Source organism: Galactobacillus timonensis (assembly GCF_900240265.1).
Taxonomy (GTDB): domain Bacteria; phylum Bacillota_I; class Bacilli_A; order Erysipelotrichales; family Erysipelotrichaceae; genus Bulleidia; species Bulleidia timonensis.
Window position 1 is genome coordinate 219997 of record NZ_LT964739.1, and the last position, 14661, is coordinate 234657.

Here is a 14661-nt window from a genome sequence, read left to right on the forward strand (position 1 = left end):
GCGAGCTTTTGGAAATGCTTCTATAAAGCGGTCATGTACACATGCTTTAATTTTTCACGGGTAACGTTATACCTTACCCCCTTCAGCTTCCTGACAATCAGCTCTGTAATTTCGTTGTCAACCATACCCAAAAATCTCCGCATAAAGACAAACAGTGCTAGATAACGATCGAGGTAATACGATGCGACGCCCCGATAAAATGCGTAGACTTTCTTAAACATGGAATGGATGCAGTTGACGGTATTCAGATGCTCAACTTTGTTGTAGCTCGCATAGCCTTTCAGATGACGAATGTCGCATTCGGTTTTCTTCGCCAGATCGTCGTAAATATGCGAGCCATCTACGTACATCTCTGATTTATATTCAATTTTTTCTTCGAATCCTTCATCAATATCGTCTGCTGAGGGCCTTCCAGTTCCGGCTGTCTTATAAACTTCATGGCCATTACGATCGGAAGATGTGACGATACAGACCTGCTCATGGGAAATTCCTCTGTAATGGCTGGATTCGCCTCTTCTGCGAACTTCCCGTTTGATTGACCTGGCTCCTTTCTGAGACTCAAGCNTATAAACTTCATGGCCATTACGATCGGAAGATGTGACGATACAGACCTGCTCATGGGAAATTCCTCTGTAATGGCTGGATTCGCCTCTTCTGCGAACTTCCCGTTTGATTGACCTGGCTCCTTTCTGAGACTCAAGCACATACGTCTCATCTATTTCCACGGTACCTCCCAGCTTTTCTGTTTCTTCCCCCAGAGCTTTTTCAAGGAAACAGAGAAATTTATGGCGGTTCTCAAATACACACTGTATGGACCGGTTGAGTCTGCCTGCGGTTTTCTTCATCGGTACGCAGAGAATTGCGTCCTTACAAATCTCAACGAATTCTTCCTGCGTGATCTTGAGGTTTTGCGTCATGGTTCCGGAATCATATACAAAGCGCTTGCCACGGGTTTTGCAGCGATAGATCTGCTTAGTGGCGTAAGGATTGCCAGTACGCTTCCCGTCCGTATGTTTAATGTGCTCAAAGCCAGCTTTTGTAAATCCGTCGGCACAATGGCATTTAGGACATACCTCCGGCTCGGTCCCGGCAAGCTGAGCATTCAGATTCGCCATGTCATTGACGACACGGATGACGCGATCCTGCTGGGAATCAGTGAGGCTGAAAAACTTACAAAGAACATCGGGAACTCTCATTGTTGTCCTCCATTTTTATGGCTTCTAATGACAGTTTCCTACTTGAGAGTGTATAAAAACGTATAGTGAACCAAATCTTGTTTAATTTAGCGAAAAGAAAAGATAAACGGAGAATGCATTATGTCGAAATCCAATGATCACGAGAACAGAAAACCAGGCGCAGAGGAAATGCAGCAAAACGATATGAATGGCGATCTGGATCAATCAGTTGACCTTTTTATAGATCAGCAGACATTGTACGCATTTGCCTGCAGAATGATGAAAATCCTGAACGATGAACTTAAGGAAACGTATACTCCAAAGAAACAAACTGATGCTTACGAGATGGTCGTCGATTTTACAGACATAACATTGATGGGTATTCTGAAAGCTGGCAAAGAAAAAGTGACAATAACCCTTTATACAAGAAATGAATGTAAAGCATTATCTGATTATCTGATACAGGGATCACGTTTCTGGACCATTGATGAGAACTTTAATATTTCACTTAGTCAGGATGATTTTTCGGAAGAAAACAGATCTCTTACTTTATACATGCTTTCCGTTGTTGAAATGCGTCGTTTTCTGGCCTATTCCGGAAAGTTAGATGAATTGAAAAAACTTGGGAATCATGGGGCAGGAGTAATTCTTCATGCAACAGGCTGCGCTGAAGATGCTGCAGCTGAGATTGTACAGGGAATGGAGCGCCCGGAGCTTCCCTGTCATGTTGCCTTTATGCCGGAAGAACTGATGCTTCGTCCTTATGCGGATGAGATGACTGCGGAAAATGCAGATCAGGATTCTTCGGCTACTGACATGACAGCGACGGCTGAAAAGGGGGATACAGCCAGCATGGAAGCACTTGCCATGGCTTATCTGAATGGGACAGACGGCTTAAAGCAGGATCCGGAAAAGTCAGCATACTGGTTTGAACAACTGGCGGATGCAGGTGATTCAAATGGAATGTTCAATCTTGGTCTGTTTTATGTCAAAGGTTTCGGTGTGAAGCGTGATTTTAAAAAGGCTGCAGAATGGATGAAGAAAGCGTCACAATCCGGTGATGAGGAAGCTGAACCAATAGCGGCACAATTTGAAAAAATGGATGATCTGCTCAGCAAGGCCGAAGCTGGTGATGCTGAAGCACAGGCAGAACTTGCAGTAAAACTAATGGAATTAGGAGGAACGCTGGAACAGGCAGGACCTAGCAATGATTACAAGGAATCCGTAAAGTGGGCAAGAAAATCTGCTGAGCAGAACTGTGCGAAAGCCATGTGGCCGCTTGCATTGGCCTATGATCATGGCAGAGGAGTTAAACAGAATACCGCAAAAGCAGTTGATTATTATCAGAAGGGCGCAGAACTTGGGAATGCTGCATGTCAGCACAGCCTTGGCTGTTTCTATGCAAGAGGCGAGTATCTGAAACAGGATGACAAGAAGGCTTTTGAACTGTTTCAGAAATCAGCAAAGCAGGGATATGGCCTTGCTATGAAAGATCTTGGCAGATGCTATCAGTTCGGAACCGGATGCAATGGCAATATGAAGAAAGCCGTTGACTGGTATGAGAAGGCTCTTACAACAATGGATGATCCGGAACTTGAAAGCAAGGTAAGGATTTATAAAGTACTCGGCAGAAACAACCCGGACTGGGATAAGGATTATGAGAATGAGGATAAAGGTGATCCGGAGAAAGCATTTTATGCCGACGATGAAATAAAAAAAGGGTTGAGAAAAAACGGCAGAGAAGACAGTAATGACGCACTTGATGATATGCCCATTGAAGATGCCTATGCTGCATTTGCAACTGGATCAGATAACGCATTTGTAGACAGCTTCAGCATTTCCTTCAAAGAAAACAACACTTTCTCAAATGACAAATACAGTATCGGCATTCCGGATGGATATTCTGTCCAGAAGAAAAAAGACCGTGATTTTGCTGCTTGGTTTCCTGATCCGGATCATCCAAAGGATGCGGACATGGGCAAAGTCTGCATATATGCAGGCGAGTCATTTGATGTAAACGGTTTGTCAGAGCTTAAGCTTCCTGAAGCAAGAGCTCAGACTGCATATTCATTCTGTGAGCTTTCACGTGAATCAACAGAAGTAATTTTTTCCTCTGTTAAATCGGTTCTTTATACCGGAAAAAGAACCGGCGGTGCCTATTACAGTGTATATGACACTGGTGCTATACATGTGATGATTTTCATTACGCTTAAGACACAGATAAAGCTGTTCCGGTTGCTGTTTCAGAATGCAAGAAAATCAGATCTCAAGAGAGTGACTGCATATGTAAACAGCCTGCTTGATACTTTCAAGCCAAAAGAAAGATTATCAGTTCTGGAACCAATTGACAGCGAGAAAAACCGCAATGCGGAACTGAATGAAAAATTCGTAGCAAAGTTCAAGAAACTGCTGTCTGATACATCTGCTCAATATCTGACTGCTGTGAAAGTCCAGACGATCATGGAAGCATCAGCTGCACAAAGCGGGCTGGGAAATGCTGAATCAGTCAAGGAAAAAGGTACAGTGCATCTGATCGGACTAGCTCAGGAAATCCATAATATGGAAATGTCTGCAGCAGCTGTCATTCAGGCACAAAGTAAGAACAACCCGGATAATCTCCTTCTTTTGGAACTTTACGATGCAGCAATGAAACAAATCGGCACCAAAAAAGGACAAAAGGAAGTTATTGATTTCAGTGATGTAAGACAGGCATTGAAAACACCTGAAATCAAAGCTTTGTTGAAGAAGCAGTCTGATGATAAGAAACGTGCAAAGGTACTTGTAAAACAGCAGGCTGAAGCTGCGAAAAAAGCAAGAGAAGATAAAATTGCGAAAAGAGAAGCAGAACAGCAGGCCTGGGTTGAAGAGAGAGACCGCATTGAGGAACAGATAGATAATGAGCTGCTGGATGCTGCGTTTGATTATGAAAAGCAGCTGGAGAAGTCCTATGAAGAGAAATATATAAGGGATAAGCAGGAATGTCAGAAAAAGATAGATGCAAATGAAGAAGAACGCAGGAAAAAAAGAGCGCAGCTGGAACAACTGGGTGTATTTAAATTCAGTGAAAAAAAGAATCTGAAGGTTTACATTCAGTCACTGGATCAGGCAATTGCAGAAGCCTATGAAAGAATTTCTGATATTGAAAATGAATACGCCGGAAGAAAACAGGTGATCAGTCAGAAAGTAAAGGAATTCCGTACTGCTAAAAAGAAGGAATTGGCTGAAAAGTATCCATTTCCTCAAGATCCATCTGCCATCAGAAGAAATAAGCTTCGAGGCAGAATCGAAAAAACAATAAATGATGAGCCTAAAAGTGTGAAACAGATTCTGGCCGAAAACAATATTGATGAAATTGATGAAGATGATGTTTCAAAGATACTTCATGAAATGAAAAAAGCAGGAGATGTTTATCAGACGTATGGAGGCAGCTATCGCAGAATACCGGATCATATTGATAAGCGTTATCTGATGAACTATCTATATGATGATCTTCTGTCAGAGAAGAAGATGACACTTGAACAGATTGCCGAGGATGCTGTAGTACGCAGGGCCAACATGGACAATGCCTCGCTGCAGAGTATCCTGAATGAAATGTATCAGAGAAATCTTATTTCTCGTGAAAACTGGAAGGGACAAAACAGGTATCAGGCATGCTAGAAAAGCCATGCGCTCATAGTAAACATATATGCAATTAGGCGGGTTGAAATAAAGAAATAATTATATGGATAGGAAAATATAAATGATCCAACCATTAATCCCCCACTTGAAGTGGGGCGAACGGAATAAGCAGTAGCTTTGACAGGAGCACCAAAAGAAAACAGGCCGGATTTGCACACGGGTGCTATCGGCCCCCTGATTTTGCCTTTTTTCCGGCAAACAATGTTCTGTATCTAAGCGTTTCAGGCGTTTCAAATCCTAGATTTAACAGAAAGTCGATCTTTTCGTAGATGTCATTTGGTGCGTTATAGATCAGTGCGAACAAGTTCAGATAGTNTGTCCGATTATTCCACTCCTCGCAGCTCCAAAGTACTTCCATTTTCCGTATTCTTTACAACAAGCTGCTGAACGATGCTTTCCTGCAGCCGATCTACATGAGAGATGATTCCGACAAGATGACTGCTGCTGTCTGTGAGACTGTTCAGAACAGAAACAGCTTTATCAAGTGTTCCATCGTCAAGAGATCCAAAGCCTTCATCAATAAACAGTGTATCGAGTTCCTTTCCTGCAGAATGATTCTGAACAACATCCGATAATCCAAGAGCCAGTGCAAGCGAAACAATAAATGATTCACCTCCCGATAAGGATGCGCTGGGACGTGTCTGACCTGAACTCATATCCAGAACCACCACACCAAGTCCGGCAGCAGAATTGGAACGATTTGCATCCAGTTCGTGCTGAAGTTCATACCTGCCTCCGGACATTACATCAAGCCGATGGTTAGCCATTTCCAGGATTTCCTGGAAGACTGTTCCCATGACATATCGATCAAAACTCAGCTTTCCACCTTCACCAGCTGCTCCATTAGCCAGATCCGATAACTCGGAAAGCATCTTCCAAGTCTGATCAGTTGCGGCAAGCTGTCGCTTTGCCTCTGTTACTTTCTTAAGGATATCATTGTGCTGATCTATCTTTGTCTGCTTTTTATTGTACGCATCATTTGCGGCTTCATACTTGTCCACGGCTTCTTTGATCTTCGCATCGAATTCATCAAGTCTGGAGCGCTCTTTTCCCTTCGTCTTATCCAGCATGTCATTGACCTGCTTTTCAGCTGTTGCTCGATTCTGGTCATACAGCTTAAGACTTGCATCAGTCTGTTTCAGCCACAGTTCAATATCCTTTGATTCTACAGCATCAAGAATTTCCATAGCAGCTTTATCGGATTCCAGCTTATTTGCGGTCAATGCAGCATTGAGTTTTTTACGATTGTTCTCAACGTTCATTTCAAGATCTGGTTTCTGCTTCAGAAGTGCATCAATCTTTCCTGCAAGAGTATCATTCTGCTCCTTTGCTTTCTCAAAGGCTTTTTCATGCTCTTTTACCAGATCGTCAATTTCATTTTTCTGCACTGTAAGCGTACGAACAGCATCCTGCACAGCAGCTTTATCCGGATACTTCAGCGCTTTCTGCATCGCGTCAGCTTCACCTCTCAGTGTACTGCATGCAGTATCGGCATCCTGTGCCTGCTTCTGCAAAGCAGCTTTTCTGTCAGCAGCAGTTTTCAAAGCAGCTTCGTCTTTCTGAAGTTGCTTTCCAAGCTCATTGTACTTTTCAGCTTTTGCAGTAAGTATCTCTGCAGAAGATGTCTGCTGTAACTTCAGATCATTCAGCTCATTGTTCTTTACATTCAGATAGTCCGGATCGCAAAGTATTTCCCAGCCTGTGCAGTCTTCGAAGAGTTTCTGTCCTTTTTCTGCAGCAGATGTCTGCTTCTCTACTGCTTCTGTATTAAGCTCTGTAAAATCAGTTTGTTTTTTCTGCCTCTGCAGTTCTACGGCCTTCCATTGCTTTTCTGCCTGTTCGACTTCTGTCTGTGAAGGAACATCAGCTTCTATCTGTGCAAAGCTATGTACCTGGCCGCGAATAAAACGTGTCCTGCACACAGGGCATTCAGCACTTCCATCTTTATCAAGATTGCTTTCCAGTTGAGACCCCATAATGCCAGCCTGTCCACTGATAAAGCGGTTGTATTTCCGGCTGTATATTGTGTTCAGATTCGATGCATCGGTGGTAAGCTGATTCAGCGCATCTTGTGCCCTGTCCCTTTTCTTCTCAGTCTCATGAATGCTCTGAATGTTTTCCTGCAGATTCTGCAGTTCAGCCAGCTTTACTGACGTTTCATTCAGTTTCTGGTCTGCCTCTGTCTTCTTTAAAGGAGCATCTTCCAGATTGCTACGTTCTTCACGCTCATTCCGTATCTTCTGATCCAGTGCTTTCCATGACTTGTCTGCTTCTGCTGCCTGCCTGTTCAGTGATTCCAGAATATTCAGTGCATTATTCAATTCTTTTTGTTTTTCCTGCAGATCATCATACTGACCAAGTGAATTTTTAAGTTCCTTTATTGCTGCACCAAGTTCAGAGCTTTTCAGAGTTTCTGACTCATCTGCATTTTTCAGCTTCTCAGCTTCCTTCATTACTTTTTCAGCCTCTTTCAGTTGATTATTAGTATCAGAAATGCCTTTCTGGTTATCTGAAAGCAGGCCTGATGCTGTAAACCACGCATCGTACAAAGGCATAATCTGGTGCTGCACATTTTCTACCTGAAGGTATTGTTTCCGAAGCAGATCTATGGATGCTTTCTGATGGCTCAATTCTTCCAGTTTCTTCTGATACTGATCCAGCAGATCGAAATCATTATTTACAGCTTCTGCATTGGTCCTCTGCTTTGTAAGGTCTGTCCGCAGCTTATCACTCTCATCACGTGTTTTTTTCAGATCAAAGAGTTCAGTATTCTCCTCTTTCAGGAGATCTGAAAGATTCTGCACAAGATCCGGATTTGCCGGAAGATATTTTTCACGTTCTTCCGGATCCTCAATCTCCTGATATACGAATACCGTCTCCATCTGCACACGGACTGCATCCATGTTAGAAATTCGTTTCTCTTTCAGCTTTCCGGCGGCATCGGCAAGCAGCTCTTCATACCGTACATAGATGCTGCTGTCGAACAGCTTCCCGAGAATCTTACTCTTCTCCTCACTATCTGATTTCAGGAACTCGCGGAATTCTCCCTGTGCCAGCATGACAATCTGCCGGAACTGATCTTTGTTAAGACCCAGAAGCTCCGTGCATCTCCTTGAAACTGCTGAATCTCCTTCAATGGTCTTTCCTTCCGGTTCATACAGCACAGCATTCTTGGTTATCTTTTTATACTCACCGGTTCTGCGTTCCCTGGTAAACCGCAGTGTCCGGGTCACGGTGTATGTCTTGCCATTCTGCTGAAATTCCATCTTTACTTCCGTCGGCACAGATTTCTCTACTTTGTCACAGTGCATCATCTCTGGCTTCCGGTCGGAACTTGCAGATCCACTTAGTTCTCCATAAAGTGCATATACAATTGCATCAAAGATCGTTGTCTTGCCAGCACCGGTATCACCGGTGATCAGAAACAAGCCGTCGTTGAATCGATTGAAAGGAACCGTTGTTTCTTCAGCATACGATCCAAATGCCTTCATCGTCAGAGTTACCGGTCTCATTGTGCATCCTCCGTCAGTTTTGCTGCAAAATTCAGGATCTTATCAGCATCCTTATCATTCAGTGGTTCATGCGGATCACTGTTTCTTACAAGTTCTCCTACATACTGCATCAGTTTGTAGGAAACATCGTCCGGCGGATTGTCGCCGTTTCGATCTCTGTAAAGATCAGCAAACAAATCCTCAACAGGCTTCTCGCGAATCGATTTTGCATCTGCATGTTTTCCGGATTCCGGAACTGCTGACCATGAGCTCAGCAGTTCAAGCAGGTTGCTCTGCCTGCTTTCAGCAAGCTCATGAAACTCTGCTGAAGTTTCCGGACGAACACGCTGATCACTGAGCGTTATGCCGATATATTCATTCCGCCCGACATCATCGCGCATCTGCTGACGAACTTCTGCATATGTTCCTTCAAGCCATTTCATTTTGTGAAGCGGATCAATCTTCTCTAATTTAACGGATGGATCTTGTCCCTTTTCTCCAAGTTCCACCAGCAGCGGTCCCTTGGCCGGCTGTCTGGTCTCCTCAAAGTGATAGCACATTGGTGTTCCTGCATACCGCACGGATGGTCTGCCAACCGGATAGGCCGAATGAATATGTCCCAGTGCCGCATACTCAAAGCCATCAAATGCCGTATAATCCACTTCGCCAACGCCACCGACCATTGACTCTGATCCGCCCCGTTCCACTTCTATGCCATTTGCAGTTACATTCTGATGGGCAATGATGACATTCCGCTCCGAGAAATTAATATTCTGCGCTGACAGAAGCTTCCTGACAGCGGTATCGTAGCTGTGAATGTTTTCATCCTGCAGAAGAACGCTGATGGCTTCCGGAAAAAGATACGGCATCAGCCAGAATGTCACTGGTCCTGCACCATCAGGATTTTCAAATCGCACATGAACCATTTCTTTCTGTAATGTTCCGGCAATATGCACTTTCTGTTTCGCCAGCATTTCATGTGCAAATGCCAGCCGCTGCCCGGAATCATGATTTCCCGCAGTCATCATTACAACAATTTTCATCTCAGACAAACTGGTCAGCAGATGGTCAAGCAGTTCCACCGCTGCACCGGAAGGTGTGCTACGGTCATACACATCTCCTGCAATTACCACAGCATCCGGTCTTTCTTTTCTGCACATGTCCAGGAACTTCTCAACCCAGTCTTTCTGATCATCAATCATAGAAAGTCCGTAAATGATTTTTCCAAAATGCAGATCCGCAATGTGAATGAATTTCATACTAACAATCTCCTGTAAATTAACACATATCAATAGGATTGCTAATATTTTAAGAAAAAATCGACATTTGCACCAGGGGGGGGTGACTGCGGGCTTATTCAGCGGACTTTTTTGACATCGCATCTCTGAATTTCACCACATGTGGCGACATTATTGCCCGTCTGATGAAAAGGTCGACCTTCTCATATCGATTACTAGGCTCTGACAGAACAAACCAGATCAGATTCATCCAGTCCTGAAGATTGTCCCTGTCATAACCGCCATGTGCACGCATATATTGCTTTGCCAGTGAATGCAGATTGTTAATCGGATCCAGAGGATTGTCTTTGTCCGATAATCCTTTGGTCTCACTCGTAGTATGCACTTCTTCTGTCAGATGGAGTCGTTCGACAAGTATTCCATGCGAATTATCTCCATCATGAATCAGTTTTGATCCAGGCTTGATATGTTTTCCGAGAGCTTCCCATGTTGTCTTTCTGGATGGCTTTGATGTTCTCTCTACGGCAAGATACATATGCCCATGTTTATCATAAGCTGCTGCTACACAGATCTTGTTGCGTGAAATGCCCCTAAGTTTCTTACCGTTCACAATCTCAGTCTCGTGCTTGATGACCGGAAAGAACATCTCATCAAAATAGATGGGATATTTAAAAATTTGAGGGGATGGTGACCTGCATTTCAAGGTGATGGGGTTGCCATCTTTTATGTATGTCTGTGAAAGTTTAAGACTCTGGGGTTTGCTTTTTTTGTACAGGTATTGTTCGAATTGGATGAAAAAGACTATCCTTCAGGTAAAGGAGGAATGTTGAGCTCCTGGCAATAATAAAAGCTGGCATCCCCAAACCCTTCGCAGTCCAGCATATGCCAGCGACTCCATTATAGACCTGTCTGATGATCATGATTCATTGTCATTTGCACAAGCTCGTGGAGTTTGTTAAGAATCGCCTGATTCATTCCTCAAACGATTCTTCCACACAGGAAATCATTACAAGAGCTGTTCAGGTCTTTTATGATCAGTCGGTTTCCGAACTGATTGTGAATAATGGCTATCTGTATTACGCAAAGTACAGCAGAAGATTTACCATTCTTGATCATACTGTGCCACTGATCATTAAGCGTGTTTACCGGAAAGGCTCGTCTGCAGATGCAGTTCTGCTGTCTTTCATGATCCCCTACAGCAGCCGCACCGCGGACGATTTTACCGCTGTTCTTACTTCATGCGGGGATCGTTCCTTTACCGTTGAAGAAAGCGGTAATTCCTTTGACTATGACGCTGTACGGCTGATCCGCTGGAAGTTCAACCGGTACTGGCAGAGTATTCTCAATACCAGGCGCATTTACCTCAATACGGATATAACCACGAATTGTATTACCCTGCTTGGCAGGCAGTTCCTGCAGAACAGAAAGCTGCGCTGCCAGCTCGTTTTCACATGACCTCTTTTTCTCACAGCAGGAATATCAAAGAAGCCTCTGCGTTCCTATTCTGAGGGCAGAAGGGATGAAAGCCGATCAATACCGAACGAAGGAACGTTTCACCTCATCATTTTGAAGAAAAGCCCTTCGTTCATCATTTTGATTCGGCTTTCCGGAAAGGAATTCATGCATGGTATACGGTATTCAATCGATTCCCTGCAGAATCAGAGGTCATCGGTATGTCTCTTAACACGAATAAAGAGGACATCATGGAGCTCTTCGGCCTGGAAGACAGTGATGTGGAGGACTTCCAGTATCAGAACTTGAATGGAAATGCACAGATCTCAGTCCGGCTCGTTCCGCACTATGAGCCCTGCCCGGAATGCGGCTGTAAAACTCCAAGGATCAAAGATTATTACTGGAAGAAGATTACGCACAGTGTTCTTTCTGATCGTAAATGTACGCTGCTTTACCGGGCCAGACGATATGTCTGTCCGGTATGTCATCGAACCTATGCAGAGAAGAATCCATTCTCCTTTGGCAGTATGAGTATCTCCGCATTCACGGTTCAGAGAGTGCTCACGGATCTGAAGAACTATAACGAGACATTCTCTTCCGTTGCGCGCAGGTATCATCTCTCTCCTGCCACAGCTGCCTATCTGTTTGATGATCACGTCAGTCTTCCCAGGAAACCTCTGCCGGAGATGATCAGCTTTGATGAAGTCTATGCCTTCCGCAACTACAGCGAGAAATTCGTCTGTGTTCTTATGGATTTCCAGAGACAGACGCCCATTGATTTCCTGAACTCCAGACGGGAAGATCGGCTGCTCAGCTACTTTATGAAGATCCCGCTGGAAGAGCGGAAGAAAGTCAAAGCCTGTTCCTTCGATATGTACGATACCTATCGAACGGTCATGAAGAAGTGTTTCCCGAACAGTATCGGTATCGTGGACAGATTCCATCTCTGCCAGGAACTGGGACGCCAGACCGACAGTGTTCGAATCCGTGCCATGAAAGGAACCACAAAAGGTTCCGATGAATACTATCTTCTCAAGAAGTTCAACTGGATTCTCTACAGGCATTCCGACAGCAGCACAAAAGATGGTAAGAAGCTGTTCGATCCAAACGGACAGAGAAGATATAACAATCATTTCAAATTTCCGATTAACTACTATGATCTCCGCGAGAAGCTCCTGAAAATAAGCCCTGAGCTGATGGAGTCATGGAATCTGAAAGAAAAAGTATACGACTACTATGAGACCGCCACGCCCAACGATAGGGAGCAGAAACTGAACGAACTGATTACGGAGTTCAGGAAGTCTCAGGTACCGGAAATGCGTCACTTCGCCAGCACACTGACCAAATGGCGGACCGAAATCATCAATTCTCTTACTACCTACGGCTACATCTACAAGGTCGATTCCAAGACCGGCAAACCCAATGCCTATCATAAGCGGATGACCAATGCGATCATTGAAAACCGAAACTCAATCTGTAAGTGCATCAAGAAGAATGCGAACGGCTATCACAACTGGGACAGATTCCGCAACCGCCTCATGTACGTTCTGGACAAGGATGCGACCTACTCATTGAACCCGATACACTCGAATGTCACAAAAACGGCGAAATAAAAACTTGGCCTCACAGCTGTTCAAACCAGTTGTAAGGTCATGTCTTACTTCAGATGACTCGGGCGCTGAGTTCATGATTATGGGGCGCCAGTTACCCCAGAGATTTATCGCTCCGGTTTGACTCTAACCCCACACATTTCAAAAGCGCCATAAAAACAAGATTGGCTGCATGATTGCATCGGATGCACACTATCCATATAATTGCAATCCTATAAATATTCTTGCCGCTCAGAATAGCATGCGGAAATTATGGTATTGCGGCGATGTGCAGGTCAGAGGTGAATATCCTTATTTTGCTAAGAAATATCTTGATCAACGTAGGGTATCACTGAAAATCGATCCAGAAGATTATGAGATTTTGAAACAAGGAACAGTAGATTATTATTCGTTTAGCTACTATACATCTGGGACAGATTGCATGGATCAAGTAGTAGGAACTGATTCCGGCAATTTTAACCTTGGAGCCGAAAACCCTTTTTTAAAAAAGACAGAATGGGGTTGGGCATTTGACCCACAAGGATTACGATGGGTGCTGAACGAAATCTATGGACGATATCATATTCCACTATTTATTGCCGAAAACGGATTGGGGGCGAGAGATGTCATCAGTAAAGACGGGAAAATTCATGATGATTACAGGATCAGCTACCTCAAGACTCATGTCGACGCGATGAGGGATGCAATTGATGACGGTGTTGATCTGTTTGGCTATACATGGTGGGGCCCGATTGATTTGGAAAGTGCCTCAACTGGAGAAATGTCAAAACGCTATGGCTTCATCTACGTCGATAAAGATGATGATGGACATGGAACGCTCAATCGTATGCGGAAAGATTCCTTCTATTATTATCAAAAGGTTATCGAAACAAATGGAAGTTGTACAAAGGAATAGCATCTGAATGTCCATCATTCGGTTCAAGAAGACCGCCGTTCCGGCTCTATGCCGCCGGCGAAGCGGTTCCGCCGTGCGACGTGCTTGTCTCCCCAAATTCCGCTGTGTACGTCAATCCAACTTCGAACGATACAACTGAAAAAAATTGGTTGCTTCTCATACAGATATTCAGTGTTCCACAGATAGATAACGAAACCCGACTTGAGACAGAACGGGTCTCCAAAATCCTTGGGGGAGTGAAGTTTGGGGGGACCAGGATTCTTTTGGATTTTATTGACATAATTCAAGAATAAAAGGAAAGAGTGATCAGCGGGGATATACCTTGCCAGCCACTCTTTTGGCGTTTTTGAAATGTGTGAGGTTAATTACCTCACTTGTACGGAAGGAGGTTATTTTCTATGTCAAAGTACAAGGAAATCCTGCGGCTGCTATCGACCACAGGTCTTTCGGGCAGACAGCCAGCCAACTTCATGTTGGCAGAGATTCTGTGTCTGCTGTCCGGGAAGCGGCGTCTTCACTGAGCCAGAAATGGGAGAAGGCTAAATATAAGAGCGAAGACGAGATTCAGCAAATGCTTTATATTGCTCATGTCGAGTATAATAGCCGTTGCAAGTGGTCTTAGGGTCCGGAATAGTGACTCTGGTCATCGGAATGAAGCGCCAAAATATGCCTGGCCTTAGCCCTCCGGAGCACTGGCCTTAGATACCCGGAATGATGGTCTCAGCAACTTCTGAATAATCGCAGGACGCATACGGTGGACTTTTGGACTGTTCGGGTCGGGTGAAAAAGGCCCTTTGATGCCTGATATTGCAGCCAATAATGCTGTCAATCGCTGTTGACCATCAATCACTAAATAATCCGGATGAATATACGTTTTGTCATTCGTTCCAATATGGTTAATTGTTTCATAGCCTTCTGGAGATTGCCAAAGCATGATATACCCAATCGGATACCCTTTTAACATTGAATCCAGCAGATCACGTGTCTTACTGTCTTTCCAGACAAAGGGTCTCTGAAGATCAGGGAGGCCGACTTTGCCATTCTTTACATCGCTAAGCAGGTCACCAACTTTGCTGGGGATGTTATCAAATAATTCTTTTCCCATGTGACATTGCCCTCCCT

General features: G+C 44.2%; 9 protein-coding genes and 2 pseudogenes. 6 read left to right on the forward strand and 5 right to left on the reverse strand.

What is annotated here, in order from left to right; translation table 11 throughout:
• Positions 1-20: 20 nt before the first annotated feature.
• Positions 21-1196, reverse strand: coding sequence for an IS1595 family transposase (locus C1714_RS01090; protein ID WP_102341454.1), 1176 nt, complete (start codon positions 1194-1196; stop codon positions 21-23).
• A gap of 831 nt (positions 1197-2027) precedes the next feature.
• On the opposite strand from C1714_RS01090, the pseudogene C1714_RS14635 reads away from it, so the two are divergent.
• Both C1714_RS14635 and C1714_RS14360 read left to right on the forward strand, forming a co-directional pair.
• A pseudogene (locus C1714_RS14635) lies at positions 2028-2732 on the forward strand (tetratricopeptide repeat protein); the annotation flags it as partial.
• Positions 2733-2753: 21 nt separating this feature from the next.
• Positions 2754-4832: a hypothetical protein gene (locus C1714_RS14360; protein ID WP_245304975.1), complete on the forward strand. Its 2079-nt coding sequence runs from the start codon at positions 2754-2756 to the stop codon at positions 4830-4832.
• 344 nt (positions 4833-5176) lie between these two features.
• On the opposite strand, the gene C1714_RS01100 is transcribed toward C1714_RS14360, so the two are convergent.
• The 3 genes from C1714_RS01100 to C1714_RS01110 all read right to left on the reverse strand — a co-directional run bounded on the left by C1714_RS01100 (position 5177) and on the right by C1714_RS01110 (position 10117).
• The gene (locus C1714_RS01100; protein WP_102341456.1) at positions 5177-8365 is read right to left on the reverse strand and encodes an AAA family ATPase; all 3189 of its coding nucleotides are present in this window, start codon (positions 8363-8365) and stop codon (positions 5177-5179) included.
• Complete coding sequence (locus tag C1714_RS01105) at positions 8362-9603, reverse strand: exonuclease SbcCD subunit D (protein ID WP_167849880.1); 1242 nt, start codon at positions 9601-9603, stop codon at positions 8362-8364. The genes C1714_RS01100 and C1714_RS01105 overlap by 4 nt, the downstream gene beginning before the upstream one ends.
• Before the next feature lie 94 nt (positions 9604-9697).
• A complete protein-coding gene (locus C1714_RS01110; protein ID WP_135567859.1) occupies positions 9698-10117 on the reverse strand; it encodes a hypothetical protein in 420 nt (139 codons plus the stop codon).
• A 377-nt stretch (positions 10118-10494) separates the two neighbouring features.
• Between C1714_RS01110 and C1714_RS01115 the strand changes: the two genes are divergently transcribed.
• The 4 genes and pseudogenes from C1714_RS01115 to C1714_RS14525 all read left to right on the forward strand — a co-directional run bounded on the left by C1714_RS01115 (position 10495) and on the right by C1714_RS14525 (position 14060).
• On the forward strand, positions 10495-11037 hold the full coding sequence (locus C1714_RS01115) for a hypothetical protein (RefSeq protein WP_102341306.1): 543 nt from the start codon (positions 10495-10497) through the stop codon (positions 11035-11037).
• 218 nt (positions 11038-11255) lie between these two features.
• Entirely contained in the window at positions 11256-12647 is a 1392-nt protein-coding gene (locus C1714_RS01120; RefSeq protein WP_102341307.1) for an ISL3 family transposase, read from the forward strand.
• Positions 12648-12804: 157 nt separating this feature from the next.
• Positions 12805-13539 (forward strand): annotated as a pseudogene (locus C1714_RS01125) (family 1 glycosylhydrolase); the annotation flags it as partial.
• A 398-nt stretch (positions 13540-13937) separates the two neighbouring features.
• Entirely contained in the window at positions 13938-14060 is a 123-nt protein-coding gene (locus C1714_RS14525; RefSeq protein ID WP_280951985.1) for a hypothetical protein, read from the forward strand.
• 155 nt (positions 14061-14215) lie between these two features.
• On the opposite strand, the gene C1714_RS01130 is transcribed toward C1714_RS14525, so the two are convergent.
• Entirely contained in the window at positions 14216-14644 is a 429-nt protein-coding gene (locus C1714_RS01130) for a DUF262 domain-containing protein (RefSeq protein WP_102341460.1), read from the reverse strand.
• Between the last annotated feature and the right edge of the window lie 17 nt (positions 14645-14661).

Bases quoted from the DNA above. Each gene is read 5' to 3' on its own strand.
- C1714_RS14360 (WP_245304975.1), top strand. From the start codon at position 2,754: ATGGATGATCCGGAACTTGAAAGCAAGGTAAGGATTTATAAAGTACTC.
- C1714_RS01100 (WP_102341456.1), bottom strand. From the start codon at position 8,365: ATGAGACCGGTAACTCTGACGATGAAGGCATTTGGATCGTATGCTGAA.
- C1714_RS01105 (WP_167849880.1), bottom strand. From the start codon at position 9,603: ATGAAATTCATTCACATTGCGGATCTGCATTTTGGAAAAATCATTTAC.
- C1714_RS01110 (WP_135567859.1), bottom strand. From the start codon at position 10,117: ATGTATCTTGCCGTAGAGAGAACATCAAAGCCATCCAGAAAGACAACA.
- C1714_RS01115 (WP_102341306.1), top strand. From the start codon at position 10,495: ATGATCATGATTCATTGTCATTTGCACAAGCTCGTGGAGTTTGTTAAG.
- C1714_RS01120 (WP_102341307.1), top strand. From the start codon at position 11,256: ATGTCTCTTAACACGAATAAAGAGGACATCATGGAGCTCTTCGGCCTG.
- C1714_RS14525 (WP_280951985.1), top strand. From the start codon at position 13,938: ATGTCAAAGTACAAGGAAATCCTGCGGCTGCTATCGACCACAGGTCTT.
- C1714_RS01130 (WP_102341460.1), bottom strand. From the start codon at position 14,644: ATGGGAAAAGAATTATTTGATAACATCCCCAGCAAAGTTGGTGACCTG.